The following is a 25,001-nucleotide window of genomic DNA, read 5'->3' as shown; positions in this document are numbered from 1 at the left end:
CGCCTCACGAGACGGCGGCGCTCACCGGCTCCAGGGGACTGACGGCGCGGGAGGCGCTCGCGTGCGGGGGCAGGGTGAGACGGAACGTGGTGCCCTCGCCCGGACGGCTGTCCACGGTGATGGTGCCGCCGAAGGACTCGAGGATGGACTTGCAGATGAAGAGGCCCAGCCCCGTGCCCTCTCCCTCGCTCTTGGTGGTGAAGAAGGGCTCGAAGAGGTTCGCCATGTTCTCCGGAGGGATGCCCAGGCCGGTGTCGCCCACCTCGGCGCAGGCCTCGCCGTTGGGGCCCGTCCACAGCCGGACGCGGATCTCATGCTCGGCCCCATCCTCGGGGATGGCCTGGGCCGCGTTGACCACCAGGTTGAGGAAGACCTGCGCCAGGCGGGGCTCGTTGGCCATCACCATCGGCACCTCCTGGTAGTCGCGCACCACACGGGCCCGGTAGCGGATGTGCACCAGCGCCATCTTCAGGGCCGCCTCGAGCACCTCGCGCAGATCCACCAGCATGCTCGCGTCACCCGGATCCCTCGCGAAGGCCTTCACGTCGCGGGCGATGTGGCGTACGCGCTCGGCGCCCTCGCGGATGTCACGCAGGGTGGACTCCACCGTCTCCAGACGCTCGGCGAGCGCGCGCTGCTCCGGGCCCTGGCGCTCGAGCCCCTTGCGCAGGGCCGGCAGCTCCTCGTCGAGCCAGTCCAGGTTGGAGAGGATGTAGGCCAGGGGCGTGTTCACCTCGTGCACCACGCCGGCGGCGAGCAGCCCGAGCGAGGCCAGCCGATCCGCCTGGATGAGCATGGCCTGCATGCGCTCGCGCTCCTGCCGCATGCGGTACTGCTCCAGGGCCAGTTTGATCCGGTGCGCGAGCGCGTCCACCTCGAAGGGCTTGAGCAGGTAGTCGAAGGCGCCCAGGCGCAGGGCCTCCACGGCGCTGTCCACGTTGCCGTAGGCCGTGACGATGAGGGCGTTGCATCCGGGCTGCACCGAGCGCAGCCACTTGAGGAAGTCCAGGCCGTTCTCGCCCGGCAGGTTCTTGTCGATGAGCGCGCAGGCGAAGGAGTGCTTCGCGGCGAGCTGGCGCGCGGTGGCCGCGTCCGGTGCCTGCACGGGGATGGCCCCGGTGCGCTGCACGATGAAGGACATGATGGCGCGCAGGGACGGTTCGTCATCCACGACCAGCACGGACTCGGGAGCGGGGTTGGCACTCGTTCTCATCCGCGTGACCTCCGGTGACAGTCGCCCTCCATGCGCGCCCGGCCCCAAGGGGAGGGGTGGATGTCACCCACGCCTCGCGCGTCTTCTCAGAGGGTGCGGCAAACTGCTGTCGTCCGGCGCTGGGCGCAAGGGAACAGGCGCGATCAAACCTTCGCCGCATTCACGGAAAGGCCCGACTCGTTGACTGGTGGATGGATGGGTGCCCCCGAGGGTCTCGCTTCCAGGGATACCTAGAGGGAGAACCCCAGCAGGTGTAGGTCCCCGAGCCCATCATCGAAGCGCCGGGCGTACTGGTAGAAGAAGGAGACACCGGCCGCTTGTCCGAAGGTGGTGTGGAGGAAGACGGCGCCTCCCGCGGCCCGGTGGTTGTCCCTCAGGTCCGTGCGCGCCCAGGAACCGAAGGCCTCCAGCTCCAACTGGCTGATGAAGAAGGAGGGCCCCAGCCAGAGGAAGGACGTCCAGCCGTAGTCGAAGATGATGCGGTAGCGGTAACGCGCGGAAGCGATGAGGACGTTGCGCGCGCTGAGGGCGAAGTCCTCGTAGCCGCGCAGGGACTCGGAGAAGGAGGTGCCCGGCTGGAGGCGGAGCGGGAGGGTGCGCGTGTCCTCGGGGCCCTCGCGGCGCAGGACGAGGGGAGAGCCGAAGGGGATGCCGCCCACCTGGAGGAGCCCCTCGGGAGCGTTCGGCAGGTAGCGGGCGGTGGCGGTGAGCTGGAGGTTGTCGCGCTTCAGCAGGGGCAGTCCCGGCAGGTACGCGGTGGCTTCGGCGCGCACGTCCGCGAAGGGCTCGGCGTCGTCGAAGGCGAGCGGGTACACCCCGGCGCCCAGTGAGAGGCCCAGGCCGCGCTGCGTGCCACCGTAGGAGGTGCCCTCGCTCGCGAGGTAGGAGATGGCGGCCTCCGGTCCGATGAGCGAGGTGTGCACGTTGGGGTGTCTGGAGGTGGCGTACCAGTCGCGGCGCAGCGCGAGCAGGTTGAAGCTCACGGGCGTGGTCCAGAAGACGCGGGACGTGGACAGCGCGGCCTGCAGGTCCCTCCGGTCCGCCTGCGCGATGCGCACCGCGGACAGCGACGTGTACCAGGGCGTGGTCAGCGAGGTGCCGTAGCTGAAGGAGACGTTGGGCTGGCGCAGCCTCGTGTTGGCCTCCACGAGCAGCGCGTACTGGTGGAAGCCCAGCCGATCCTGTCCCGCCAGGGCCACTCCGGCGTAGCCGATGAACCTGTTGGTGTCGTCCACGTCCGGCAGCGCGTAGACGTACGGGGCGCGCAGCTCCGGGAGGAAGAGGCCCTCCAGCGGCGAGTACGGCACGTCGGAGAGGATGTCCAGCTCGTGCCCCTGGTACGGCGCGGAGGCCTTCGAGGTGGCGGCGACGGCCTCGGGAGCGGCCACGGGGGTGAGGGGGGCGCGATCCAGGGAGAAGTCGAAGCCGTCGCGGTTGAGGAAGACCACGTCCGAGTCACCGAGCGGGGCCACGTCCATGACGAGGTGCGGGGCGTCGGTGATGCGCGAGAGCTCGCCGCTGGCCAGGTCGAGGACATGGGCCTGCCATCGGCCCTCGTGCTCGCGGAGGAAGACGATCCGGTTCGCGTCCAGCCAGCGGGGCGCGTAGTTGAAGTGCTCGTCCCCGGTGAGCGCGCGGACGGTGCCATCGGCCTCGAGCAGCGCCAGGTTCCAGCCGTGCTCCGTCAGCCGGGAGAAGACGATGCGGCCGTCCGGAGACACCGCGGGCGGGCCGAGCGACTGGCTCCCCTCGAAGTGCGTGAGCGGCGTGCGCTCGCCGGTGGCGAGGTCCAACCGGTGGAGGTTGGAGGTGTCCCCCGACACGTGGACGAAGACGTAGGCGCGGCCATCCGGGGTGACGCCGCCGCCCATGCCCTCGATGCCTTCCCAGGTCTTCACCACCTCGCCGGTGCGCGCGTCCGCCTGCCACACGCGCGAGACGTTGCTGCCCAGGGAGTCGATGTCCGAGACCGTGAGGAGCAGGAAGCGCCCGTCGGCGGTGAAGGACAGGCCGCTCATGTTGAGGGGGTGGGTGGAGAGCCACCGGCGCCCGGGGAGGAACTGGGTGAGGGAGCGGCTGAAGCGGAGGGAGCCGTCGCGCTCGCGCACGGTGAGGCGGGAGACGGACTCGCGGCCCACGTCCACGGTGGCGATGGCGCCGTCGGCGGGCGAGGCCGCGAGCCGGGCGAAGTAGCCCACGTTCGGAGCGAGCACCTGCTGGGTGCCGGGGCGCTCGCGCCGCTGCTGCTTCGCCGCGAGCTCCTCGCTGAACTGTTCGAAGAGCTGGCCGATGGTACGGCCGAACACGTTGTTGAAGCGCAGCGTCACCGCCACAGGGGGAATGAGGGTCTCTCCCTGCTCCTCCACCAACCGCCACAGCCTGTCCTCGCCGTAGCGCTCCGCGAGCCACGCCACGAAGTAGCTGCCGGTGAGGTAGTTGCCGCCGAACGGATCCATCCGCCGGTGCTCGGGGGAGAGGTAGCCGCCGTGGAAGTCCCCCCCGAGCGCCGCGTTGGCGGCCTCGAAGAAGCCGTGCCACACGGGGCTGTGCGGCCGTCCCCGGGCCTTGCCCAGGTGCCCCTCGTAGTAGGTGGCCAGTCCCTCGAGGAACCAGGACTCGGTGAGGGAGTTGGGCTGGAAGAGGCCCCCGGTGACGGTGTTCACCACGCCCCAGAGTCCATCCGTCTGCTGGAGCTGCACGTAGTGGACGGCCTCGTGGCAGCCCACCTCACCGAGCTCCGCGGGGCCGAAGCCCAGCAGGTTGAAGAGCTCCAGTGACATATGCGACGGCAGCACCATCTGCTGGGGGATGCTGGAGTAGTCCGGCGTCACGTAGGCGTTGTTGAAGTCCGCGCCCGTCAGGTAGGCGAGCACGCGGGCGCGCTTCCGGGGGCTCTTCGTGAGCAGGCGCAGCCGCTCGACGCAGTCCTCCACGCGGGCGGCGATCCGCAGGGCGGAGGGGCGCAGGCGGGCGGGGTAGTAGAGCTCCAGCGTCCGCGTGGAGAGCTTGCGCATGTCCTCCCGGGCGAAGTCCGCCTGGATGTTCTGGGGGAAACGGGGTGTGACGAAGGCGCACCCGGCGAGGGAGAGCAGGAGCAGCAGGAGGGGGGGGAGGCGGCGCGGCATACGCCCCCATCCTAGGTGTGGTCACAAATCGTGGCGATGAACTTGGTTTTCAGGGTAAGGGGGTCGTCCGTTTCGTCACGGTCGAGTACCCGGAACAGGATCCATCAATGGCTCATCCCGCCCCTCCGCATGTTCAATCCGCCCAGGCTCAGGTTGCCGCCGCCCTCCAGCAGGTCGAGGGCAAGCCGGTGGATCTTCTCAAGGCCCCCTGGACGGAGGTGGAAGCATCCGTCCCGAAGCTGCTCGGTGGCGCCTTCCAGGTGAACAACCCGAACCACCAGGTGCTGGCGCTGGGTCTGGCCGGTGCCTTCGCCGAGCGTCTGGCCGGTGAGCACAACGCCTTCTGGTTCCTCAACCGGGAGTCTCCGGAGGGGGCCTCGGTGGGCTTCCCGGACGCGCTCATGGTGATCTCGCCGTTCAACGAGGTGATGAACGCGCTGGCCCAGGGCAAGCTGGCGAGGCTGGACGAGATCGCCGCGAGCATCCGCCGCCGGCTGGGCGAGGTGCGCTTTGGCGCCGCGGGTGGAGGGCAGAAGCTCAGCCCCATGGACTACCAGCGGCTGATCGATCCGGGCTTCATGCAGTTCCTGGTGATGGATCCGGCCAAGGTGCAGAAGGCCTTCGATTCGAAGCCGGACGCGCTGATGCGGGAGGTGCGTGACGCGCTCGGCCGCACGCAGCTGCCGGCGGAGGTGCGCCAGCAGTTCGAGGGCCAGGTGCTCTCGGTGCTGCCGCAGATGGATCCGAACAAGCCGATCGCGGAGCAGGTGGAGCTGGCGCCGCGCATCGTGGAGCTGATGGGCCACCTGTTCGGCACGGTGGCGAGCACGGGGGCGGCGCAGAACGAGTTCTGGGGCCAGCTGATCCTCCCGCTGCTCTTCATCGGCGCGCCGCAGAGCTTCCCGCCGGTGGACGACGAGGAGATCGAGGCGTTCAACCAGGGCGCGGCGCCGCTGGAGCTCTTCGTGGACGTGGTGCCGCACTCGGTGCAGGCGCCGGAGGAGGGGCTGCTGGGCGCGTTCGAGCGTTCCGAGGTGAGCCCGATCCACAAGGCGTTCGAGCGTTCGCGGGCGCCGCTGCACCTGCTGAAGCTGGACACGACGCGCATCAAGCCGCTGCTGGAGCGCTTCGACGCGAACCAGATGGTGGACGCGGTGCGCCGGTTCACGAAGTACATGGAGGAGAAGGCGGGGAAGGGCGCGCCGCCGAATCCGCAGAACGAGGAGATGCTGAAGGCGGCCTCGGTGCTGCTGACGGATCTCAAGAAGGTGGTGACGGAGGGCAAGGGCGAGCTGTGCCTGCGGCAGATGACCGAGGGCGACGCCATGTCCGAGCAGGTGATGGCGGTGGTGCGTCAGGCGCTGAACGCGCCGCGAATCATCCTGGCCTGAGACCAAACTCCCTCTCCCTCTGGGAGAGGGTGGGGGTGAGGGTATCCGGCCCTCGCCCCCGTGTCTCACGGGCGGTAGGCGAGGAGGAACAAGCGCACCGCGTGAGCGACCCTGGCGCGGAGCTGCTCGTCCGAGACTTGCTTGAAGACCCCGAGCTCCGCCTGGAGCTGGTGGTCGCCAGCGCAGAGGCAGAAGAAGTCCATTCCGGTCTGCTCGGGGTCATCCATCCGCAAGGTCCCCGTCGCGTTCGCTCGCTCCAGGTAGCGGGCCATCCGTTGATGCATGGCCGAGGGCCGTGCTCGAACAGCGTGACCCCGAGCTCCGGAAAGCGGTCCACCTGTGCCGCGAAGATGCGATGCCGCTGGATGGCGGCAGGCGAGAAGAACAGGCGCAGCGCGGCCTCCCCGATCTGTTGGAGATCTCGCTCCAGGTCGCCCGTGGGCGTGTCCAACAGCTCGGTCAGGCGTTCCTCCATCGCGTGGGCGTCCTCGGAGAAGCACGCGAGGAAGAGGGCCTCCTTGTCCGCGAAGTGGTTGTAGACCGTCGCCTTGGAGACTCCGGCGCGGGCGGCAATCAAATCGACGCTGGCGCGCTCATACCCCAGCTCACGGAAGGCCTCCAACGCGCCACTGAGAATCTGCGCGCGCTTGGCCGACGAGAACAGGGCTCCATACCCTCTTGGCCGACAAGCTGGTTCCCGTCGCCTTTGGGGATGACAGCCCGCGGACTTGCTACCAGCTCAGTACCGCGGATGGCGTCCTCTGGTCTTCGGAGGCAAGGACATCATGGCCTTCGATGGCACGGCCTGGACGCGTATCGACTGAGCAAGGGGGCCGGGTGGGCCGCACGTGTCGGCCGCACGTGTCAGAGGCTTCGTACCGAGGCGGATGAGCGCGCCGGCCCGGCTGGCGGCTGAGTCCTTTCCGGAAGATTCGAAGTGGAGGCGGCGGGAATCGAAGCCGCCAAGGGTGGAGCTGCCTCCACTCGGGGCCAGAGGCCCACCCCTGTTTTCCCTCTGAAGATGGGCCGCCCATCTGTCCGGGAGAGTCCAGGCGCGTCCGTTCACTTTGGTCCTTTTTTGGGTGCGCCGTGAAAGGTGCACGTCACCAGTGGGTGGAAGTCCCACCCGAGGAATTGTCGATGCACCTCGGAAGCCATCGGGCGGTGAAGAGGGGTGACCCTCTGAGCCGAAGCCCCGAAGAAGAAGGCCCCGAAAGGAGGTCGAGCGAGTGCGCAGGCCGCAACGCGAGTGAAGCCTGAGCAGGCCCCGAGAGGACTGCGTTACTCCCCTTGGACCCCTCGCTGGCAACAAGCGGCGAGCACTCCGCCCCTCGGGCTGACTTCTGGCGCCGATGCCTTGGCCTACTAGTGCCGGGCCCTGGTGGCATCGACCGGGCCCAAGCTTCGCCTGCTGGGTCCTGGTGGCCTCCACCGGACCAAGGTGCCTGCCGTGGCTGCCGTCGTACCCTGGTGACCCCCACCGCCCCGAGCTTCGCCTGCCGGGCCCTGGTGGCCTCCACCGGCCCGAGGCTCGCGCCGTGTCTGCTGTCGCGCCGCTCGCGGCGTCCTTCACCGGCCCGAGGTTCGCGCGGCGCCCTACTCAGGATCCAGGTTCCATGTACCGTCCTCCCAATGTTTCAGAACCATGGTCGCATTGATAGCCGCAACTCCGCCCCCGCTAGCGGCTGCTTCTAGCACTGCTTTTGCCTCTGCTGTCCGGTAACGCAGTAAGAACGCAGCAGCACCGACGCGCACATCCGAGCGCGGATGCTTTAGCAGGACGGAGAGTGCGTCACGTCCGACATTGCCCTCCGACCGCAATTTCTTAAGCGCAGCTATGTAACGATTAGCGTGTTTGTTGCCGGTCTTGGAATCCCCTCTCATTATCGCATCTGTTTGTGCGGCCACGTTCTCCGCAAATTCCTCCACGATTTTCTCTAGTTTCCTCACAATTCCCCACTCCTGATCTTCTTGACAACAAACAATCCAAACGAACGCTGCGCCTCGTAGCTTTGCGTTCTGATCCACTCTCGTACCGTCAAGTTGTTCGAGTTGGTAACGTAGGGATTCTTCGCAGAATAGAACGCACTAACTCTCGTGTGCAGGTCCTTTTCCAATGGAATTACGTTCTCGGTGTTGTGAATGGCCTCGGCGCCGAAGCGCTTGATGTTGAACTTGTGCTTCTCGACAAGATGATGCCACTCCTGGCCCTCGCCAGCTTTGCCCATCTGACGTTTGAAGGCTCTGAACGAACTAAAGGCACGATGACCATTAGGGAGAAGTCTGCCGCCCTTTGGGGCTTCACTAGCTTTGAGCGCGGAGCGCTCGCCGCCCCCGTTACGTGCACTCATTGACACTGCGTTGACTGGCAAGAAAACGCGGATCGTACCCTCGTTCACGGAAACAATGATTCGCTCGGCGCCGGTTGCCGCATCCATTAGGCGGAGCCCGGTGTTTGCCTCGACGGTGCGCGAGGCTTGCCCGAAGCCAGGAAGCTTCGGCCCTTTCGACATGAGCGCCGCCGTTTCACCTATTGCCGCCGTCGCCACCATGACGAGAATTCGCACGCTATTGGGACCGATGACTCTTCCGAGCCTGTCACCCACCTCCCGCAGTTCCGCAAAGCTAGAGGCTTGCGGCGCATCTTCATAAAGCTGCGCATAGGCCCGCAGCAGATCGAAGAACTCCCATCCAAGATAGCCCCACATGAGCACGGAGAATGCGAGCGCAACGCCCTTCGTGACAGGCTCAGGTGCAAGCAAAAGCGCCATGTATGCTGTAATGGTGAAGCTGAGAGTAGCCAGCACCCGCGTAGGGTTGAGCATGGCCCGCACCTCCGCGTCCACACCTTCCAGGGCAGGCCCCACCGCCAGGGCAAGGGCGATGCTGCGCTTATCGTCAGCTTGCAGGCGGGGCCCGTCATCAAACAAAGTCAAACAGTCACCAGGAGTACGGCGCCGCTCGCAAAATCGCCCATAGGACTGCGCAAGGTCTGATTGCCACGCTTCGTCACTCAAAGACGCGGACGCTAGCGCCAGCTTTCGGCCGACGTACAGCGGGAAGCATGAGGTGGACACCCGCAGCGGGACTTGGAGCCAAAACGTTGTCAGAGCGGCCGTAAGCTCGGATTCGCTGACCCGCACCGGCTGAAAGTCCGTGGGCAGGTTGGAAAAGATGGCTTCGCGCTCGCCTGTGCCTTCGTCGTCGGTTTCCGTCTCCAGCGTCCACGCCTCGCGGGCGTCCTCGGGAGTGGGTTGACTGTAGCGGTACGCCGTCAACCCTCCGCCCGAGGGTGCCGTTGCGCAAGCGGAAAGCAGCATCAGCGCAGCCAAAGCGAGCGCGCCCACGCGCAGAGGGCGCCGCTCGTCCACCGGGCACGAGTTGGCAGAATGTCTAGACATTGCCGCACCTTTCCGGACGAGTCGCCCGAGCTGGAAGCCAGAACCCGCCGATTACAGGAACCGGCTAACAGCCACGTCAAGCCGCCGGGTCTGGTGAGGCGCCTTAAGCCTGTAGAGCGACAGCAGAAACGAACCCCCTCGCGCCACTAACGTTGACCCCCTTGGTCCGGCGCGCAGCTCCCTACCTCGCGTGCCCCGAGCCTGCGGTGCTGTCCAGGTCAGGCTCGCTTTCGCGAGTCGCTACGCGCACCTGGACTGGACAGCGTCCTCGTCGCGGGGCAGTGGGCTGACTGCGTGAGGCCAGGGGCCTCACCGCAGGAGGGTGGGGGTCAGAGTTACTGTCGCCGAGGGGGTCAATCTTCCTGTCGCCTGACAGCTCGGAGAGAGTGCACGCGAGGCGCGCCGCAATGGGCACCCGTAGGGGCCTTTGGGCTCATCCTTCTCTTCCTTCATGCGGCGTGCGCCACGCACGCGCCCATGGGCAACCAGCTCGCAGGGGGGAGCCGTTGGGGGTTGCCATCGGCGAAAGAAGCTCGGGCGACGGAGTCCACGCTCGAGCCGGTGGTCGTCGTCGACGCGGACCTTATCGAGGGGTATGGCAACACCCGGGTGGTGGCCCTCACACAGGCCGAGTTCCAGCACGCTGTGCGGCAACTCGGTCACCGCTTCCAGGTGACGGGGACGCCGCAGGAGGCCGCCCAGCGGCTGCTCCAGGCCATGCCGGAGGAGGAGTTGCTCGCGGAGGTGTACCGCGACAGGGTGCTCACGCTGGTGCCACTCAACGACAGAGGACCTCTCGTCCCCGAGGCCGAGGCGGCGTTGAAGGAGAAGTACCTGCGGTGGTGCGAGAGTCGCGGCGGTGGTGACTGCCTGGGCCTCTTCACGGATGGGCCCTACCTGCGCACGGATGACCGGCGCACCCTGGCGCTCGCCCTGGCCTTCGGCACGGTACTGGACGAGACGCGGGCGGCCCTGGGACGGGAGCTGAGTCCGCGGGCGATTCTCTCCTCGCTGGTGTGGGCCGCGAGTCTCTACCTGGCGCTTTGGCTCGTGCCCGAGCCTTCCACCAAGGGACTGGCCGCGAGCCTGTCCGTGCTCCTCGTGGCCTGGCTGGGAGTGGATGCGGTGTGGGGCCTGCTGGACGGATGGGCCCGCATGGCGCACCAGGCCCACGAGGCGACTACGTTCGCGGAGCTGCGTGAGGCGGGCGAAGAGTTTGGGCGGCGTATCGGGACGGACGCGGCTCGGGCCCTCGTTCTGGCGGTGGCCACTCTCAGTGGGCGGACGCTCGGCGATGTGGCCACTCACCTGCGCTCTCTGCCGAGATTCAACCGGGTGCAGGCCCAGTGGACGGCTCAGGGCCTCGAGGGCTCGGTAGCCGTGGCCATGGAAGAGGTCGCCGCGGTGGAGGTGGTGGTGGAGGAGGAGCGCCGGGCGCTCGCGGTCCTCACGTCGACTCTGGCTCCCGTGGCGGTGAACGCCCTGGCGCGGAGCGGAGGTTCTGGCGCTGCTGGCGGGCACTCGGGCACCGTCGCGATTCAGCACCGCGGTGGCAACAAGCAGGTGGTCCTCAGCAACGGAGAACGGTGGCACCTCCCAAGGGGCAAGAGCTACAGGGACATACCGGCGGAGGACAGGCTGGGCGACGAGCTGCAGGCGGCTGTGAGGGCGGTGGCGGCGAAGTGGTCGCAGGCAGCGCTCTCACCGGAGGAGCGGCTCGCCATCGACGAGATGCGGACTGTCCTGGAACCATCGAGGTGTGGACGTCACCGGCCCGAGCGGCCAGAGCTACCACTACGAGATCCTGTCTGGTACGGAGTCCAACTTCGCGCTGCACGGGCGCCGGATGGCGAGCACCTTCTTCCGCATGATCTTCTTCTGAGGGCCGCGTGACTCCCAACATCCACTACAAGGACCGAGAGATCGATGGGGAGCGGTTGGAGTTCCCCAAGGACGCTATCTACTGGATGGGTCCGAACGTCACGCTCCGGCGCTGCACGCTGGTTTTCAGCGTGGCGGCGCGGTGGCTGCACCTGCTGTCGGGGAGTTTGATCGACTGCACCATCCAGGCGAAGAGCGAGCTGAAGACGCTGCCCTGGGCGCCAATGAAGTTGAAGGGGTGCCGGTTCAAGGGCCGCTTCGGCGGAAACGACTTCGGGTTCCGCGAGGACCTGGACGAGAGATGGAGGGTCGGTGGAATTGAGGACTGCGACTTCTCAGAGGCGCGGCTCAATGGCTGCCGTTTCTTCAACTGCGACATGAGCACGATTCGACTGCCGCGCTGGCCATGCTTCACCTTCATGGACCCGCGCGGTCATGCGGTCGAACTGGGCCGTCACGAGTGGCCCGGTCGGTTCAGGATCCTCATCGAGGGGCTTGCCAAGAATCCCGAGGGCACAGTGGCGGAGACGTGGCACGCGCCCACTGTCGCCGAGAAGCTGGACACGACAGCCCAGGAGTTGCGCGCAGCTCTGGAGAAGGTGCCGTGGGTTTTCATGTAGAGGCGAGGAGCTTCGCCAGGGCGGCACGAGCCTCGGGTGTGAGCCGTTGCTTCCCCACGAGCTCCAGGCCGCGCCTCGAGAGCGGCCGGTAGACGGCCTCCGCCTCGGGGGGTAGTGCCGCGAGGTGGGCCGCCACGACTCCCGAATCCCCTCGGGCGATGGGTCCGGTGTAGCCGGCCGCCAGCCCCCGAGCCTCCACACCGCGCAGCGCCGAGCGCGTCAGGGGCAGCAGCGCGGCGAGCGCGTCCTCCTCGGAGATACCGGCGGCACGGAAGGCCTCCACCGCCGCGGAGAGGGCGGCCACCACGCCCCCCGCGCTCAGCACGGCCCCGGCATGGTAGGCGGCGCGCTTCTTCTCCGGCACCTGGAGGGCGCGCAGGCCCACGTCCTTCGCCATCCGCTCCAGCACCTCGCGCAACCAGCGGGAGCGGGTGCTGATCGCCACGGAGTTGCCGGCCAGCGAGTCGCGTGGATCCGACACCGCGACCAGTGGATGAAAGGAGCCCAGGACCCGTCCGCGCGGGGGGCCCAGGGCCTCCAGCGAGAGCGCGCCCGCGCAGTGCACCAGGGCCGCACCGCGCGCCAGCCGGGGCTTCAGCTCCTCGGCCACCGGCGACACGGCCTTGTCCGGCACGCACAGCAAGCACACCCGGGCCTGGGCCACATCCGCCTCGGTGGCGGGCTTCAGTCCCAGCTCGAGTGCCCGGCGCCGGCTCTCCTCGGAGCGCGCCAGCACGCGCACGGGCCAGCGCTTCGCGGCGAGCGCGAGGGCCAGCGCACCGCCCAGCCGGCCCGTGCCCACCACCACCACCCTCGGGCGACGCGGAGGACTCACGGGCTCAGCGGCTCTCGCGCAGGAACTGCAGCTCTCCGCCTTGGACGGTCACCCGCACCCGGTCGCCCGCCATGAACTCGCCCGCGAGGATCCGCTCGGCCAGGGGTGCCTCCACCAGACGCTGCACCACCTGGCGCATGGGCCGCGCGCCCAGTTTCGGATCGAATCCGCCCGACTTCATCAGCAACGCCACCACGTCCGCGTCGGCCACGTACTCGATGCCCTTCTCCGTGGCGAGCCGCCGGCTGCTCCCCTCCAGCAGCAGCGTGGCGATGCGCGCCACCTGCTCCTCGGCCAGGGGCCGGAAGGGGAGACGCTCGTCGATGCGGTTCCACAGCTCGGGCGGCAGGGCCTGGCGCGCGGCGTTGCTGGCCGCGTCCGTGTCGTTCGCGCCCTGGCTCTCCGCCGAGGCCCCGAAGCCCATCGCGCGGCTGGTGCGGTGGAAGGCCTCCGCGCCCAGGTTCGTCGTCAGGATGATGACGGTGTTGGAGAAGTCGATGTGCCGGCCCTTGCCGTCGGTGAGGCGGCCCTCCTCCAGCACCTGGAGCAGGAGCAGCTGCACCTCGCGGTGGGCCTTCTCGATCTCGTCCAGCACCACCACGCACGAGGGGCGGCGGCGCACCGGCTCGGTGAGCTGGCCACCATCTCCGTAGCCCACGTAGCCCGCGGGCGAGCCGATGAGGCGGGAGACGCCGTGGCTCTCGGACATCTCGCTCATGTCCAGGCGCACCAGCAGATCCTTGCTGCCGAAGAGCACCTCGGCCAGCGCGCGCGCCATCTCCGTCTTGCCCACGCCCGTGGGGCCCAGGAAGAGGAAGGAGCCCATGGGCCGGCGCGAGGCGAAGCCCGCGTAGTTGCGGCGGATGACGCGGGCGATGCGGCTGATGGCCTCCTCGTGGCCGATGACGCGCTCGCCCAGGTCCGCCTCCAGCCGGAGCAGCCGCGCCGAGTCCGTCATCAGCAGGCGCTCCTCGGGGATACCGGCGATCTTCGCCACCACGCGCGCCACGTCCGAGGCCTCCACCAGCTCCTTGCCCTCGCGGCGGCTGCGCGAACCGGCCAGGTCCACCACGGAGATGGCCTTGTCCGGCATGAAGCGGTCCGTCACGTAGCGCGAGGCCAGGGACGCGGCGGCCTCCAGCGCCTCGGGGGCGTAGCGCAGGCCGTGGTGGTCCTCGTAGCGGCCGATGATGCCCTGGAGGATCTCCACCGTCTCGGGCACCGACGGCTCGTGCACCACCACCGGGGTGAAGCGCCGCTCCAGCGCCGGGTCCTGCGAGATGAACTTGCGGTACTCGTCGTGCGTGGTGGCGCCGATGCAGGGGAACTCGCCGCGCGCCATGGCCGTCTTCAGCTCGTTGGCGGCGTCCTGCGGCCCCTCGCCGGTGGAGCCCGCGCCCACCAGCGTGTGGATCTCATCGATGAAGACCACCACGCGCCCATCCGCGCGCCGCACCTCATCCTTGAGGGCGTTGAGCTTCTCGGAGAACGCGCCGCGCAGCTGCGTGCCGGCCACCAGCGTGGCCATGTCCAGCTCGAGGAGGATCTTCTCGGCCAGGGAGCCGCGCAGCTCCAGCAGGCGCTGGGCCACGCCCTCCACCACGGCCGTCTTGCCCACACCCGCTTCACCCAGCAGGCACGGGTTGTTGGTCCGCCGCTTGCCGAGGACGTCGATGACCTCCTCGATCTCCTTGGAGCGGCCCACCACGGGATCCAGCTTTCCCTCCTGGGCGAGCCGGCTCAGGTTGCGGCCCAGAGAGGTGAGCAGGGGGAAGCGCTTCTCGTCGAGCACCAATGAGGGCGCGGCGCGGGCCGGCGTGGCCGGACGCGGTGCCGGGGTGGGAGCGGGGGCCGGAGCCACCAGGGGCGCGGCCGGAGCCAGGGGCGCGGCCGGAGCCAGGGCGGCGGGAACCGGGGTCGGGGTGCGCGTGGGCCGCGGGGGCACCGGTGTGGGCTCGGCAGCGGGGGCCACGTCCTCGTGCACCTCGTCGATGAGGTCGCGCGGGGAGATCGCGGGCCGGGACGGTGTCCGGGGCGGCGCGGAGGCGGGGCGGAGCGCGCTCAGCGCGAGCGCAGAGGCGGGCGGGGCCGAGGGCGGAGCACCCAGGGGCCGGTTCGGCCGGGGCATGCCCACCGCCATCGAGGAGCCGCGGCCCGGCTGGAGCCTCCGGGGCATGCTGCCGCTCAGGCAATAGGAGAGGGCGGTGTTGCCCAGGTTGATGAGGTGCAGGCCCGTCTTGGCCAGCAGCTCGCTCGCGGCGCAGCGCACCCGGGTGAAGGCCACCAGCAGGTGCATGCAGTCCGTCTCGCGCGCGCCGCTGCTCTGGGCGATTTCCCGGGCCCGCATGCACAGCTCGCGCACCAGCCCGTCCTGCTCCGAGGGGTGCGAGGTCATCCTCTCCAGGAGGGTGTCCTCGTCGATGCCCTTCTCCTTCAAGAGGAGCTGCGCCCGGTTTTCCACCGTGAAGAGGGCCAGGAGTACGTGCGCCGAGGTAGGCTTCTGTGCCACGCTCTGAGCGATGTCGTTGGCTTCGTGGAGTACCTGAGCGAGATCCGTGCTGTCGACCATTCGTGCTCCGGCAAGCGGGCAGGCGAGCAAATACACCCTTCGGATCCGCCGGGCAAAATTTCCGCTACAGGGCGCTACACCTCCTACCATTTTCAGGCCGGAGCCCGGGGAATGGGCCGCCTGCCCGCCTGTTGGGCGTCCAGTGTCACCTGGCTTGCAATAGGGCGCGCTCCTGGGCGTACATCCCGATTGCGCGACACCTCCTCCATATGAGCTCACTCGTCCAACCCACCCGCGTGCTCGTCGACCCGCTCGACGCGACAGGCGCGGCCATCGAGGCCCGGCGCTGGTTCTGGCCCCTCCTGATCCTCGTCGTGTGCGTGTCCGCTTCCGGGACCGCCTTTTCCCTCCGCTGGGACGCTGGCCCCGCGGTGGTGCGGCAACTGCAGATGACCGGCAAGCTCGAGCGGATGACGGAGACCGAGATCTCCGAGGAGATCCAGACCGCCTCGCGCAAGGCGCTGGTGGCGGGGATCGCCAAGGGCGTCTTCGTGATGCCGCTGCTGACGCTGGTGCTGGCGGCGGCGCTGTGGGTGTGCGCGTGGCTGTTCGACAGGACGGCGCCCTTCGGCCGGTTCATGTCGGCGGCGGCGCTGGCGATGCTGCCCATCGCGCTCTACCACGCCATCTTCGCCGTCTGCGCGCTGGCGCAGTACTCCCTCACCGAGGCGCGCGTGGCGGACCTGGTGCCCTCGAGCCTGGCCGTGCTGGACGGGCTGTCCCCCAAGCTGCAGCGGGTGCTCAAGGGGGTGGACTTCTTCAACCTGTGGAGCGTGGGGCTGCTGGGGCTGGGCTTCTCCTCGGCCACGGGGATGAGCAGGGGCCGGGCGGTGCTGCTGTGCCTCGTCCTCTACGTCCTGTTCGTCGGGGTGTTCTTCATCGGCCTGCCCGCGATGTCGGCTGGCGGGCCCGGTGGTCCTCCGCGTGGTCCTCCGGGAGGTGCACGATGAACGCGCTCGTACTCGCGGCGGTGCTCGCCGCCAACCCCACGCCCATCACCCTGGAGGACGCGCGCGTCCGGAGCCGGGAGAACACCCAGGCGCTGACCGCCGTGCTGCAGGCCTCCAGCGCCGAGCAGGATGTGCGCGTGGCCCGCTCGTCGCTGCTGCCCCAGGTCCGGCTCTCGGCGGGGGCCTCCGTGAACTACGTGGGCCCCCAGCGCGACTACAACGTGGTGCCCGTGGAGGGGGGCGGCTTCCAGCGGTTGCCGACCGACACCCCGGAGGTTCTGTACCCCGGCTTCAACCTCGGCGTCTCCGTCTCGCAGCTCCTCTATGACCGGGCCGTCTGGGCACGGCTGTCGCAGAGCGGGGCGCAGCTGGAGGCGGCTCGGGGCCAGGCGCTCGAGCAGCAGGACACCTCGGAGTTGGAGGGCATCCAGCGCTTCTTCGCGCTCCTCCGCACCCAGGCCACCATCCAGGTGCTGGAGGCGAACGTGCGGCGCAGCGAGCAGCAGCTCGAGCGGGCCCGGGCGCTCTACCAGGCGGGTCGGGTGGGAAAGGCCGAGGAGCTGTCCGCGCTGGTGAACCTGGGCAATGATCGCATCGCCGTGGTGACGCGCCAGTCGCAGCTGGCGGCGGACCAGGTGCGGCTGGTCACGTGGCTGGCCATGCCGGGCGCGGAGGCCGCGGTGGCGGTGGATCCGGGGGTGATGAACCAGCCGCCCGCGCCGGCGCCGTCCCTGGACATGGCGCTGCGGGAGGCGAGGACCCGCCGGCCGTTGCTGGTGGTGCTGCGCCAGCAACTGCGCGCGGCGGAGCTCCAGGAGAGCATCGCCAGGGCCGGGTACCTGCCGCGCCTCTCCCTCTCGGGCAACTTCCAGCACGCGGCTCCGGACGCGGAGATCTTCTTCTCCCGGCCGGACCGGCAGAACTCGGTGTCCGGCGGCATCTCGCTGTCGTGGGATCTCTTCAACGGCTTCACCACCCAGGCGCAGACGCGCCGGGCGGAGTACCAGAGCCGGATCTCCGAGCTGAACCTGCAACAGTCGGAGCGCGAGTTGGAAGGAGCGGTGCGTCAGGCGCACGAGGCGCTGGTGACGCAGCTGGCCGCCACGGAGCTGGCCGAGGCCAACCGCAAGGTGGCCGCCGCCGCGCTGACGCTCGCGGAGGAGCGCTTCAACGCGGGAGTCAGCTCGACGCTGGAGGTGCGCGACGCGCAACTCAAGCTCACGCAGGCCGAGCTGACGCTGCTGGAGAACAGGATTGACGTGGAGATCGCCCGCTTCGCGCTGATGCGGGCCATGGGAACGCTGGCACCGGGAGAGGCGAAATGAAGTGGTGGAAGGCAGTCATCGCAGGGGGGCTGTTCCTCGGAGCCGCGGCCATCACCGCTGGAGGGTTGAAGGATCGCCCCCCGCCCACCGTGGAGGCGCAGGTGACGAAGGCCCGTAAGGGCAGCATCACCCGCACCATCACCGGCGCCGGCAAGGTGCAGGCGGCCACCACGGTGAAGATCTCCTCCAGCCTCTCCGGCGATCTCACGGAGCTGCTGGTGAAGGAGGGGGAGCGGGTCGCGAAGGGGCAGGTGCTGGGCCGCGTCGATCGCAGGCGCTACGAGGCGACGGTGAAGCAGGCGCTGGCGGCGCAGAACGCGGCGCGCTCGGACGCGCAGGTGACCCAGGTGGAGGCGGATCGCACGGCGGCCGAGCTCGCCCGCGTGGAGGAGCTGGGCAGGAAGGAGCTGGCCTCGGCGGCCGAGGTGGATCAAGCGCGGTCGGCGCGGGACTCGGCGATGGGGCGGCTGGCCGCGGCTCAGCAGCGTCTGGCCCAGGCCTCCGCCGTGTACGAGGAGGCGCTGAACAATCTCTCCAAGACGACGTTGCTCTCGCCCATCGATGGCACGGTCATCGAGCTGTCGCGCGAGGTGGGTGAGCGGGTGCGTGGCTCGGACCTCTCCGAGGACGTGGTGATGACCATCGCCGCGCTCAACGTCATGGAGGTGAAGTTCGAGGTGGGCGAGCACGAGGTGGTGCACCTCAAGCCCGGCCAGCCCGCGGAGATCACCGTGGACGCGCTCGAGGGTGAGTCCTACCAGGGCTCGGTGGTGGAGATCGCCCAGAAGGCGCTCATCAAGAACGAGGGTACCGAGGCGGAAGTCACCTCCTTCCCGGTGAAGGTGGCGCTGAACACGCGGCCGGCGCGGGTGCTGCCGGGCATGAGCGCCGAGGTGCGGATCTCCGCGGAGACGCATGACGACACGGTGCTCGTCCCCATCCAGTCGGTGACGGTGCGTCCGGAGCGGAGCCTGCCGGACTACAAGCCGCCCGTGGAGGGTGGGGGCCTCACGGTGGCCCGCCGCGCGGAGACGCTGGCCAAGGTGGTCTTCGTGGTGGACAAGGACAACAAGGCGCAGCTGCGCCGGGTGCGCACGGGCATCGCCTCCGACACGGATCTGGAGATCCTCGAGGGGCTCGAGCCGGACGAGCGGGTGGTGGAGGGCCCCTACCGCACGCTGTCCAAGGAGCTGAAGCCCGGCGACACGGTGCGCGAGCCGCAGCCGGGTGGCCCGGGTGGCGGCCGGGGTGGGCAGAAGTCGTGAGCGAGTCCAACGGCGCCGGGGACTCCCGGCTCATCGATGTGCAGGACGTCACCCGTGTCTTCCACGTGGGCGGCGAGGAGGTGCGCGCGCTGCGCGGCGTCTCCTTCGGCATCAGCCGCGGCGAGTGGGTGGCCATCATCGGCCAGTCCGGCTCGGGCAAGAGCACGCTGATGAACGTGCTGGGCTGCCTGGACACGCCCAGCAGCGGCCGCTACCTGCTCAACCACAAGGATGTGTCGCGCATGACGGACGACGAGCTCGCCGTGGTGCGCAACGAGGAGATCGGCTTCATCTTCCAGACGTTCCAGCTGCTGCCGCGCGAGACGGCGCTGGCCAACGTGGAACTGCCGCTGGTCTACCGGGGCATGCGGGCCAGGGAGCGGCGCGAGCGGGCCAAGGCCGCGCTGGCGAAGGTGCACCTGGAGCACCGCATGCACCACAGGCCCAACGAGCTGTCCGGTGGTCAGCGCCAGCGCGTGGCCATCGCCCGGGCGCTGGTGGCCGAGCCCTCCATGCTCCTGGCGGACGAGCCCACGGGCAACCTGGACTCGGCCACGGGTGAGGAGATCGTCCGGCTGTTCGAGGAGCTGCACCGCGCGGGCAACACGCTGGTGCTCGTCACGCACGAGCCGAAGCTGGCGGCGCGCTGCCCGAGGGCCATCCGGCTCAGTGACGGGCAGATCGTCGCGGACGGCCCCGGGCGTCAGGTGGCCCTGGGCGACGTGCCCCAGACGCAGGCCGTGGGGGGCGCATGAGCAGGGCGGTGCGCGTGGATGTGCTCGAGGGGGCGCGCATCGCGCTCTTCTCGCTGGGGGCCAACCGGATGCGCACGGTGCTCACCACGGTGGGCATTGGCATCGGCGTGGCCACGCTGTTGGCCATCATCGGCATCATCCAGGGGCTCAACGCCTCCTTCGACAAACAGCTGGCCTCCATCGGCTCCAACACCCTCTACGTCTCCAAGTTCCCCTGGGTGATGAAGGGCGACTGGTGGCTGTACCGCAACCGGAAGAACTTCACCCTGCCGCAGGTGGAGCAGATCCGCGCGCAGTCGACGTACATCACCGCCATCTCGCCCTACGTGAACCGCACCGGGGACGTGGCCTTCGGGGGCGAGCAGCTGTCCTCCGTGGACATTGGCGGGGTGAGGCAGGAGTACTTCTCCATCGGCTCCTTCCAGGTGGTGGCCGGCCGTACCCTCACCGAGGCGGACGACGCCACCTCCCGGCCCGTGGTCGTCATCGGCGCCTCAGTGGCGGAGGGGCTCTTCCCGGGGTTGGATCCCGTGGGCCGCTCCGTCCGCATCGACGGCCGGCCCTTCCAGGTGGTGGGGACGCTGTCGCGCAAGGGCAAGCTCCTGGATGAAGACCAGGATCTGATCGTGCTGATGCCCTTCAAGACGTTCTACTCCACCTTCGGCAAGAGCCGCCCCTTCAGCATCGCCATCGCGGTGGAGCGCGCGGAGGACGTGCGCAAGGCGGAGGATCAGCTCATCGGCATCCTGCGGCGCGTGCGGAGCACGCCCCCGGAGGCCCCGGACGACTTCTCCATCAACCGTCCGGAGCAGCTGGCGCAGACGTACGAGCAGCTCACCGGTGCGCTCTATGGCGTGGCCCTGGGCGTGGGTTTCATCACCATGCTGGTGGGTGGCATCGGCATCATGAACATCATGCTGGTGTCGGTGCGCGAGCGGACGCGGGAGATCGGCATCCGGCGCGCGCTCGGGGCCCGCAAGCGCACCATCGTGGTGCAGTTCCTCATGGAGGCCTCCGCCGTGTCCGCGGTGGGCGGCCTGCTGGGCACGGTGGTGGGGCTGGGGACGGCCAAGCTGGTGTCCCTCATCACCCCGCTGGCGGCGGACGTGCAGTGGCTCACCATCGTGGGCGGCGTGGGCTTCGCCGCGCTGGTGGGACTGCTGTTCGGCATCTGGCCGGCGGCGCGGGCCGCGAACCTGGATCCGGTGGAAGCCCTCCGCTACGAGTGAGCACGACATGTACCGACGCATCGAGGCCAACCTATTGGCGATGGCCGACAACCTGCGGTTGGCCCTGGGGACGTTCCTGGGCAACCCGCTGCGTTCGCTGCTCACGCTGCTGGGCATCGTCATCGGCGTGACGACGGTCATCACCATGATGGCCCTCATCGAGGGCCTGCGCCTCAAGGTGAACAACGACCTGTCGCAGCTGGGCGCCAACAGCTTCCAGGTGAGCAAGTGGCCCTCGGGCTTCGGCCGGGTGAACTGGCGGATGTACGCCAAGCGCAAGGATCTGACGCTGGAGGACCTGCGCGCCGTCCAGGAGTTCTGCCCCTCGGTGGGCGTGGTGTCCGCGGCGGACACCAAGGGGGGCCAGAAACTCTCCACCTCGAGCGTGGAGACGCGTCCCTCGGTGCGCGTCACGGGCTCCACGGCCGAGTACATCGACACCAGCGGCATCTCCATCGCCTCGGGGCGCTTCTTCGGCCAGGTGGAGGCCGTGGACGGGCGTCAGGTCGCGGTGCTGGGGCTGGACGTGGTGGACACGCTCTTCCCGGGCATGGAGCCGCTCGGCCAGGAGATCCGCATCAAGGGCCGCCCCTTCACCGTGGTGGGGGTGCTGCAGCGGCGCGGCAGCTTCCTGGGCATGATGAGCATGGACAACGTGGTCTTCGTGCCGCTGCGCGCCTATGAGACGCTCTATGGGACGGTGAACTCGGTGAGCCTGACGGTGCAGGCCCGGTCGCCGGAGCTGCTCTCCAAGGCGCAGGAGGAGGTGACGAACCTGCTGCGCCGCCGGCGCGACGTGGCTCCGCTGGCGCCCAACGACTTCGAGGTGCGCACCAACGAGTCGATGACCGAGACCTTCAACAGCCTGTCCCAGGTGATCACCATCGCCAGCTTCGGGGTGTGCCTGCTGTCGCTGGTGGTGGGCGGCATCGGCATCCTCAACATCATGCTGGTGTCGGTGACGGAGCGGACGAAGGAGATCGGTGTCCGCAAGGCGCTGGGCGCGCGCAAGTGGCGCATCCTCGGCCAGTTCGCCACCGAGGCGGTGATGATGTCGCTGATGGGTGGCGCCATCGGCGTGGGGCTCGGCTACGGGCTGGCCTTCCTCGCGAGGTGGATGCTGGGCTTCAACACCGTGGTGCCCGGCTGGGCCGTGGCGCTCTCGCTGGGGATGAGCTCGGGCGTGGGGCTCGTGTTCGGCATCTACCCCGCGGCGCGTGCCGCGAGGTTGGATCCGGTGGAGGCCATGCGCTCGGAGTAGGGCGCATGGCTCCGGCCGCCGTTACGTCGCGGCGGCCACGCCCACGGGGCAGCTCACGCCGGTGCCCCCCAGGCCGCAGTACCCGTTCGGGTTCTTCGCCAGGTACTGCTGGTGGTAGTCCTCGGCGTAATAGAATTCGGGCGCCGGGCGCAGCTCCGTGGTGATGGCACCGTAGCCCGCGTTCGTGAGCACCTTCTGGTAGGCCTCGCGCGAGGCTTCGATCGCCTTCCTCTGCGCGTCGGTGTGCCAGTAGATGGCCGAGCGGTACTGGGTGCCCACGTCGTTGCCCTGGCGCATGCCCTGGGTGGGATCGTGGCTCTCCCAGAAGACCTTGAGCAGCGTCTCGAGGGAGACCTGCTTCGGGTCGTACACCACGCGCACCACCTCGGTGTGGCCGGTGCGGCCGGAGCACACCTCCTCATAGGTGGGGTTCGGCGTGAGGCCGCCCGCGTAGCCCACGGAGGTGGAGTACACGCCGGGCGTCTGCCAGAACTTGCGTTCGGCGCCCCAGAAGCAGCCCAGACCGAGATCGATCTGCTCCAGGCCCTCCGGGAAGGGGGGCTCCAACGGCGCGCCGTTGACGTAATGCTTCTTGGGAACCGCCATCCGGGTGGGACGGCCCGGCAGGGCCTCCTCCGGCGTCGGAAGCTTCAGCTTGTTGGGATTGAGGATCCGCCACATGCCCCGAAAATAACGCGGCGTGCGGGCTCGCGCCGGGAATGTGAGCGTCCGGGGGGCGGGGGAGCGTGCTGGCGATCGCTCCCTCAACCCACGAACACGATGTGACGTCCCGTCACTTCTTCCATCGCGCGCGACGACACCAGCTTCGCGGCGGCCTTCGTCTCGCCCGCCACGTCCATGGCCGCGGCGATCAAATCACCCAGGGTCACCTGCACCTTGCGCACTGGCCGGGCCGCCTTCGCCACTGCCCGCCCCGCCGTCCCCTTCACCTGCCGCGCCACCTTCATCACCTGTCCACCACGCTGGGTCTTCGCCATGGTCCGCCCTCGAGTCCGGGTTGTTCGTCCTGTTGCCAACGCCCCACGCCGCCCGCCCCACGCTGGATTCTCTAAGCAACCCGCGCGCCAATTCATAAGCCCTTGAAAACACGTGTGTCCTACAGCCAGGCAAGCGGAAGGACCCGTGCCTCGGACTGTCATTTCTACAGAGGGAGGGGTCCCCCACTGGAACAAAAGGACATCCCCGGGGGCCCGCCTCGAAGGGGGTAGAGTGGGTCGATGACGGAGCCGCCTCGTCTCATCATCAATGGGGAGCCCGTGCGGCCCGAGGACCTCGGGCGCAACCTGTCTCCCTCGGTTCAGCTGCGGCTGAGCATCTCGAAGGATCCGTACGTGCCGCCCGAGCCGCTTCCTCCCAAGGCACCCTCGCGGACGAGGGTCGAGGCCCTCCCGCCGCGGACGCTGGTGGTGGTGCTGGTGCTTCTGGGGCTGGGGCTGGCCGCGCTCTTCCTCCTGTTGCAGTGAGCGGCCCGGGGCGGGGGCCCCTCAGCCCGCGTGTTGTAACTCCCGCTGACGATCCTCGCGGGTGCTGACGAGCTGCCGGTAGGGCACCACGCGCAGCAGCTCCGCCAGCGTGGTGTGGCCGGCGGCGATCTTGTCCAGCGCGTCCTCGACGAGTGTGCGGAAGCCGTGCGTGCGCGCGTGGCGGCGCAGCTGGACGCCATGGGCACCGCTGGCGATGAGATCCTGCATCTCCGAGTCCACCACCAGCAGCTCGTAGATGCCCACGCGCCCGCGGTAGCCGGTGTGACGGCACTCCTCGCAGCCCTGGCCCACCTGGAGCTGGATGCCGTCCAGCAGCGGACCGAGCAACTCCCGCTGCTCCGGCGTGGGCGGGGTGGGCACCGCGCACCTGACGCAGATGCGGCGCACGAGCCGCTGGGCCAGCACCGCGAGCAGTGAGTCCGCGATGTCGGAGCTCTCCAGCTCCAGGCCTCGGAGCCGTCCCACGGCGCCCACGGCATCGGCGGTGTGGAGCGTCCCGAGCACGACGTGGCCGGTGGCCGCGGCGTTGAGGGCCATGCTGCCCGTCTCCAGATCGCGGATCTCCCCCACGAGCATCACGTTCGGATCCTGCCGCAACAGGGCGCGCAGCAGCACCGCGTGGGACATCTGCGGGGAGACCTCCTTCTGGTTCACCTTGGGGACGTAGTACTCGATGGGGTCCTCGGCGGTGATGATCTTCTTGCGCCCGTCGTTGAGCTGCGCGAGCGCCCCGTAGAGGGTCGTCGTCTTGCCGCTGCCGGTGGGGCCGGTGACGAGGATGAGGCCCTCGGGGTTGGACAGGAGCTGGAGGAAGAGCCGCTCCATCGTCGGGTTCATCCCCAGCTTGCTCACGGGCACGAGCCCCACGCTCGAGTCGAGCACGCGGATGACCACGTCCTCGCCGCCGGGGCTCGGCGTCACGCTCACCCGGTAGTCGATGACCTTCTGCTCCTCGCTCCGAGCGATGACGGCGCGGATGCGGCCATCCTGGGGCCGACGGCGCTCGGTGATGTCCATCCCGGCGAGGATCTTGATGCGGCTGACCACCTCCTGCACGGACTCGGGATCCATGTCCGTGTGGGACTGGTGGAGGATGCCGTCGATGCGGTAGCGCAGGTCCACGTCCTCGAGGTAGCTCTCGATGTGGATGTCCGAGGCCCTGCGCTCGATGGCGCCCGCGAGGATGTCGTCCACGAGCTCGACGGGGGTGGGCTGGCGGTTGGAGGCGGGGCGCTTGCGGATGACCAGGTCCGACTTCGTCTGGGCGCCGACGCCGAAGCCCGCCTCCAGGGCCTTCTCGATCTCGTAGCGGTTCAGCTTCACCGCGTGGATGGGGCGCTGCAGGTAGTCGGCGAGCTCCAGGCGCAGGGCCTGGTCCTCGGGCTCCAACATGCCAATGGTGACGGGCGCATCGGGCGTCTTCGTGTCGACCTTGCCCAGCACCACCACCACGTTGCGGCGGCAGAACGGTTCCGGCATCCGCCGGATGGAGTGACGATCGAGGGTGTACTGGGCGAGCTCGGAGAAGGAATCGGACCCCTGGGCCATGACCCAGGGCATAACACGCTCGCGCGAGGGCCCGATATGTGGCCTCCCCACCCGCGTTGTCTGTCGGCGCTCCCTGTTTGGAGGGAGCATCCAGCGCAACGTCGGCCCGGCTGGAGGGCCAGGACACG

19 protein-coding genes and 2 pseudogenes are annotated in these 25,001 nt (G+C 68.9%); 10 read left to right on the top strand and 11 right to left on the bottom strand.

Going from position 1 to position 25,001, the window contains the following annotated elements:
- Positions 1-4 precede the first annotated feature (4 nt).
- Both JQX13_RS44560 and JQX13_RS44555 read right to left on the bottom strand, forming a co-directional pair.
- On the bottom strand, positions 5-1,213 hold the full coding sequence (locus JQX13_RS44560; RefSeq protein WP_203405486.1) for a sensor histidine kinase: 1,209 nt from the start codon (positions 1,211-1,213) through the stop codon (positions 5-7).
- A gap of 230 nt (positions 1,214-1,443) precedes the next feature.
- Entirely contained in the window at positions 1,444-4,338 is a 2,895-nt protein-coding gene (locus JQX13_RS44555; protein WP_203405485.1) for a hypothetical protein, read from the bottom strand.
- 107 nt (positions 4,339-4,445) lie between these two features.
- On the opposite strand from JQX13_RS44555, the gene JQX13_RS44550 reads away from it, so the two are divergent.
- Positions 4,446-5,729, top strand: a complete 1,284-nt coding sequence (locus tag JQX13_RS44550) for a hypothetical protein (protein ID WP_203405484.1) — start codon at positions 4,446-4,448, stop codon at positions 5,727-5,729.
- Positions 5,730-5,794: 65 nt separating this feature from the next.
- Here JQX13_RS44550 and JQX13_RS55725 read toward each other — a convergent pair whose 3' ends face one another.
- The 4 genes and pseudogenes from JQX13_RS55725 to sitA5 (JQX13_RS44535) form a co-directional block, all read right to left on the bottom strand.
- Entirely contained in the window at positions 5,795-6,013 is a 219-nt protein-coding gene (locus JQX13_RS55725) for a TetR/AcrR family transcriptional regulator C-terminal domain-containing protein (protein WP_275424921.1), read from the bottom strand.
- Between the two features lie 74 nt (positions 6,014-6,087).
- Positions 6,088-6,306, bottom strand: a pseudogene (locus JQX13_RS56625) (TetR/AcrR family transcriptional regulator); the annotation flags it as partial.
- Positions 6,307-7,325: 1,019 nt separating this feature from the next.
- Complete coding sequence (locus JQX13_RS44540; protein WP_203405483.1) at positions 7,326-7,679, bottom strand: DUF2019 domain-containing protein; 354 nt, start codon at positions 7,677-7,679, stop codon at positions 7,326-7,328.
- Positions 7,676-9,130, bottom strand: a complete 1,455-nt coding sequence (gene sitA5, locus JQX13_RS44535; RefSeq protein WP_430384121.1) for a SitA5 family polymorphic toxin — start codon at positions 9,128-9,130, stop codon at positions 7,676-7,678. The genes JQX13_RS44540 and sitA5 (JQX13_RS44535) overlap by 4 nt, the downstream gene beginning before the upstream one ends.
- A gap of 369 nt (positions 9,131-9,499) precedes the next feature.
- Between sitA5 (JQX13_RS44535) and sitA5 (JQX13_RS44530) the strand changes: the two are divergent.
- A pseudogene (gene sitA5 / locus JQX13_RS44530) lies at positions 9,500-11,012 on the top strand (SitA5 family polymorphic toxin).
- Between the two features lie 7 nt (positions 11,013-11,019).
- Entirely contained in the window at positions 11,020-11,631 is a 612-nt protein-coding gene (locus JQX13_RS44525) for a hypothetical protein (protein WP_203405481.1), read from the top strand.
- On the opposite strand, the gene JQX13_RS44520 is transcribed toward JQX13_RS44525, so the two are convergent.
- Both JQX13_RS44520 and JQX13_RS44515 read right to left on the bottom strand, forming a co-directional pair.
- On the bottom strand, positions 11,624-12,466 hold the full coding sequence (locus tag JQX13_RS44520; protein WP_203405480.1) for a Rossmann-like and DUF2520 domain-containing protein: 843 nt from the start codon (positions 12,464-12,466) through the stop codon (positions 11,624-11,626). The genes JQX13_RS44525 and JQX13_RS44520 overlap by 8 nt on opposite strands.
- 4 nt (positions 12,467-12,470) lie before the next feature.
- Entirely contained in the window at positions 12,471-15,035 is a 2,565-nt protein-coding gene (locus tag JQX13_RS44515; RefSeq protein WP_203405479.1) for an AAA family ATPase, read from the bottom strand.
- Positions 15,036-15,244: 209 nt separating this feature from the next.
- Between JQX13_RS44515 and JQX13_RS44510 the strand changes: the two genes are divergently transcribed.
- The 6 genes from JQX13_RS44510 to JQX13_RS44485 are packed head-to-tail and all read left to right on the top strand — an operon-like array spanning position 15,245 to position 21,820.
- On the top strand, positions 15,245-15,985 hold the full coding sequence (locus JQX13_RS44510; protein ID WP_203405478.1) for a YIP1 family protein: 741 nt from the start codon (positions 15,245-15,247) through the stop codon (positions 15,983-15,985).
- Positions 15,982-17,310: a TolC family protein gene (locus tag JQX13_RS44505; protein WP_203405477.1), complete on the top strand. Its 1,329-nt coding sequence runs from the start codon at positions 15,982-15,984 to the stop codon at positions 17,308-17,310. Before JQX13_RS44510 ends, JQX13_RS44505 begins: the two co-directional genes overlap by 4 nt.
- Positions 17,307-18,575 (top strand): efflux RND transporter periplasmic adaptor subunit, encoded by a 1,269-nt coding sequence (locus tag JQX13_RS44500; RefSeq protein WP_203405476.1) that lies wholly within the window; start codon positions 17,307-17,309, stop codon positions 18,573-18,575. The genes JQX13_RS44505 and JQX13_RS44500 overlap by 4 nt, the downstream gene beginning before the upstream one ends.
- A complete protein-coding gene (locus tag JQX13_RS44495; protein WP_203405475.1) occupies positions 18,572-19,330 on the top strand; it encodes an ABC transporter ATP-binding protein in 759 nt (252 codons plus the stop codon). Before JQX13_RS44500 ends, JQX13_RS44495 begins: the two co-directional genes overlap by 4 nt.
- On the top strand, positions 19,327-20,559 hold the full coding sequence (locus JQX13_RS44490) for an ABC transporter permease (protein ID WP_203405474.1): 1,233 nt from the start codon (positions 19,327-19,329) through the stop codon (positions 20,557-20,559). Before JQX13_RS44495 ends, JQX13_RS44490 begins: the two co-directional genes overlap by 4 nt.
- Positions 20,560-20,566: 7 nt before the next feature.
- Entirely contained in the window at positions 20,567-21,820 is a 1,254-nt protein-coding gene (locus JQX13_RS44485; RefSeq protein ID WP_203405473.1) for an ABC transporter permease, read from the top strand.
- Between the two features lie 21 nt (positions 21,821-21,841).
- On the opposite strand, the gene msrA is transcribed toward JQX13_RS44485, so the two are convergent.
- Both msrA and JQX13_RS44475 read right to left on the bottom strand, forming a co-directional pair.
- Positions 21,842-22,501: a peptide-methionine (S)-S-oxide reductase MsrA gene (gene msrA / locus JQX13_RS44480; RefSeq protein ID WP_203405472.1), complete on the bottom strand. Its 660-nt coding sequence runs from the start codon at positions 22,499-22,501 to the stop codon at positions 21,842-21,844.
- An 83-nt stretch (positions 22,502-22,584) separates the two neighbouring features.
- The gene (locus tag JQX13_RS44475; RefSeq protein WP_203405471.1) at positions 22,585-22,818 is read right to left on the bottom strand and encodes a chaperonin; all 234 of its coding nucleotides are present in this window, start codon (positions 22,816-22,818) and stop codon (positions 22,585-22,587) included.
- Between the two features lie 240 nt (positions 22,819-23,058).
- Between JQX13_RS44475 and JQX13_RS44470 the strand changes: the two genes are divergently transcribed.
- The gene (locus JQX13_RS44470; protein WP_203405470.1) at positions 23,059-23,304 is read left to right on the top strand and encodes a hypothetical protein; all 246 of its coding nucleotides are present in this window, start codon (positions 23,059-23,061) and stop codon (positions 23,302-23,304) included.
- 21 nt (positions 23,305-23,325) lie between these two features.
- Here JQX13_RS44470 and JQX13_RS44465 read toward each other — a convergent pair whose 3' ends face one another.
- Positions 23,326-24,873 (bottom strand): GspE/PulE family protein, encoded by a 1,548-nt coding sequence (locus JQX13_RS44465; protein WP_203405469.1) that lies wholly within the window; start codon positions 24,871-24,873, stop codon positions 23,326-23,328.
- Positions 24,874-25,001 lie beyond the last annotated feature (128 nt).

Source organism: Archangium violaceum (assembly GCF_016859125.1).
Classification (GTDB): Bacteria; Myxococcota; Myxococcia; order Myxococcales; family Myxococcaceae; genus Archangium; species Archangium violaceum_A.
Note: the sequence above shows the minus strand (reverse complement) of the source record. Positions and strands in the feature narration are given on the sequence as shown.

Coding starts and splice junctions, on each gene's coding strand:
- JQX13_RS44560 (WP_203405486.1), bottom strand. CDS start 1,213: ATGAGAACGAGTGCCAACCCCGCTCCCGAGTCCGTGCTGGTCGTGGAT.
- JQX13_RS44555 (WP_203405485.1), bottom strand. CDS start 4,338: ATGCCGCGCCGCCTCCCCCCCCTCCTGCTGCTCCTGCTCTCCCTCGCC.
- JQX13_RS44550 (WP_203405484.1), top strand. CDS start 4,446: ATGGCTCATCCCGCCCCTCCGCATGTTCAATCCGCCCAGGCTCAGGTT.
- JQX13_RS55725 (WP_275424921.1), bottom strand. CDS start 6,013: ATGCATCAACGGATGGCCCGCTACCTGGAGCGAGCGAACGCGACGGGG.
- sitA5 (WP_430384121.1), bottom strand. CDS start 9,130: ATGTCTAGACATTCTGCCAACTCGTGCCCGGTGGACGAGCGGCGCCCT.
- JQX13_RS44515 (WP_203405479.1), bottom strand. CDS start 15,035: ATGGTCGACAGCACGGATCTCGCTCAGGTACTCCACGAAGCCAACGAC.
- JQX13_RS44510 (WP_203405478.1), top strand. CDS start 15,245: ATGAGCTCACTCGTCCAACCCACCCGCGTGCTCGTCGACCCGCTCGAC.
- JQX13_RS44505 (WP_203405477.1), top strand. CDS start 15,982: ATGAACGCGCTCGTACTCGCGGCGGTGCTCGCCGCCAACCCCACGCCC.
- JQX13_RS44500 (WP_203405476.1), top strand. CDS start 17,307: ATGAAGTGGTGGAAGGCAGTCATCGCAGGGGGGCTGTTCCTCGGAGCC.
- JQX13_RS44490 (WP_203405474.1), top strand. CDS start 19,327: ATGAGCAGGGCGGTGCGCGTGGATGTGCTCGAGGGGGCGCGCATCGCG.
- JQX13_RS44485 (WP_203405473.1), top strand. CDS start 20,567: ATGTACCGACGCATCGAGGCCAACCTATTGGCGATGGCCGACAACCTG.
- msrA (WP_203405472.1), bottom strand. CDS start 22,501: ATGTGGCGGATCCTCAATCCCAACAAGCTGAAGCTTCCGACGCCGGAG.
- JQX13_RS44475 (WP_203405471.1), bottom strand. CDS start 22,818: ATGGCGAAGACCCAGCGTGGTGGACAGGTGATGAAGGTGGCGCGGCAG.
- JQX13_RS44470 (WP_203405470.1), top strand. CDS start 23,059: ATGACGGAGCCGCCTCGTCTCATCATCAATGGGGAGCCCGTGCGGCCC.
- JQX13_RS44465 (WP_203405469.1), bottom strand. CDS start 24,873: ATGGCCCAGGGGTCCGATTCCTTCTCCGAGCTCGCCCAGTACACCCTC.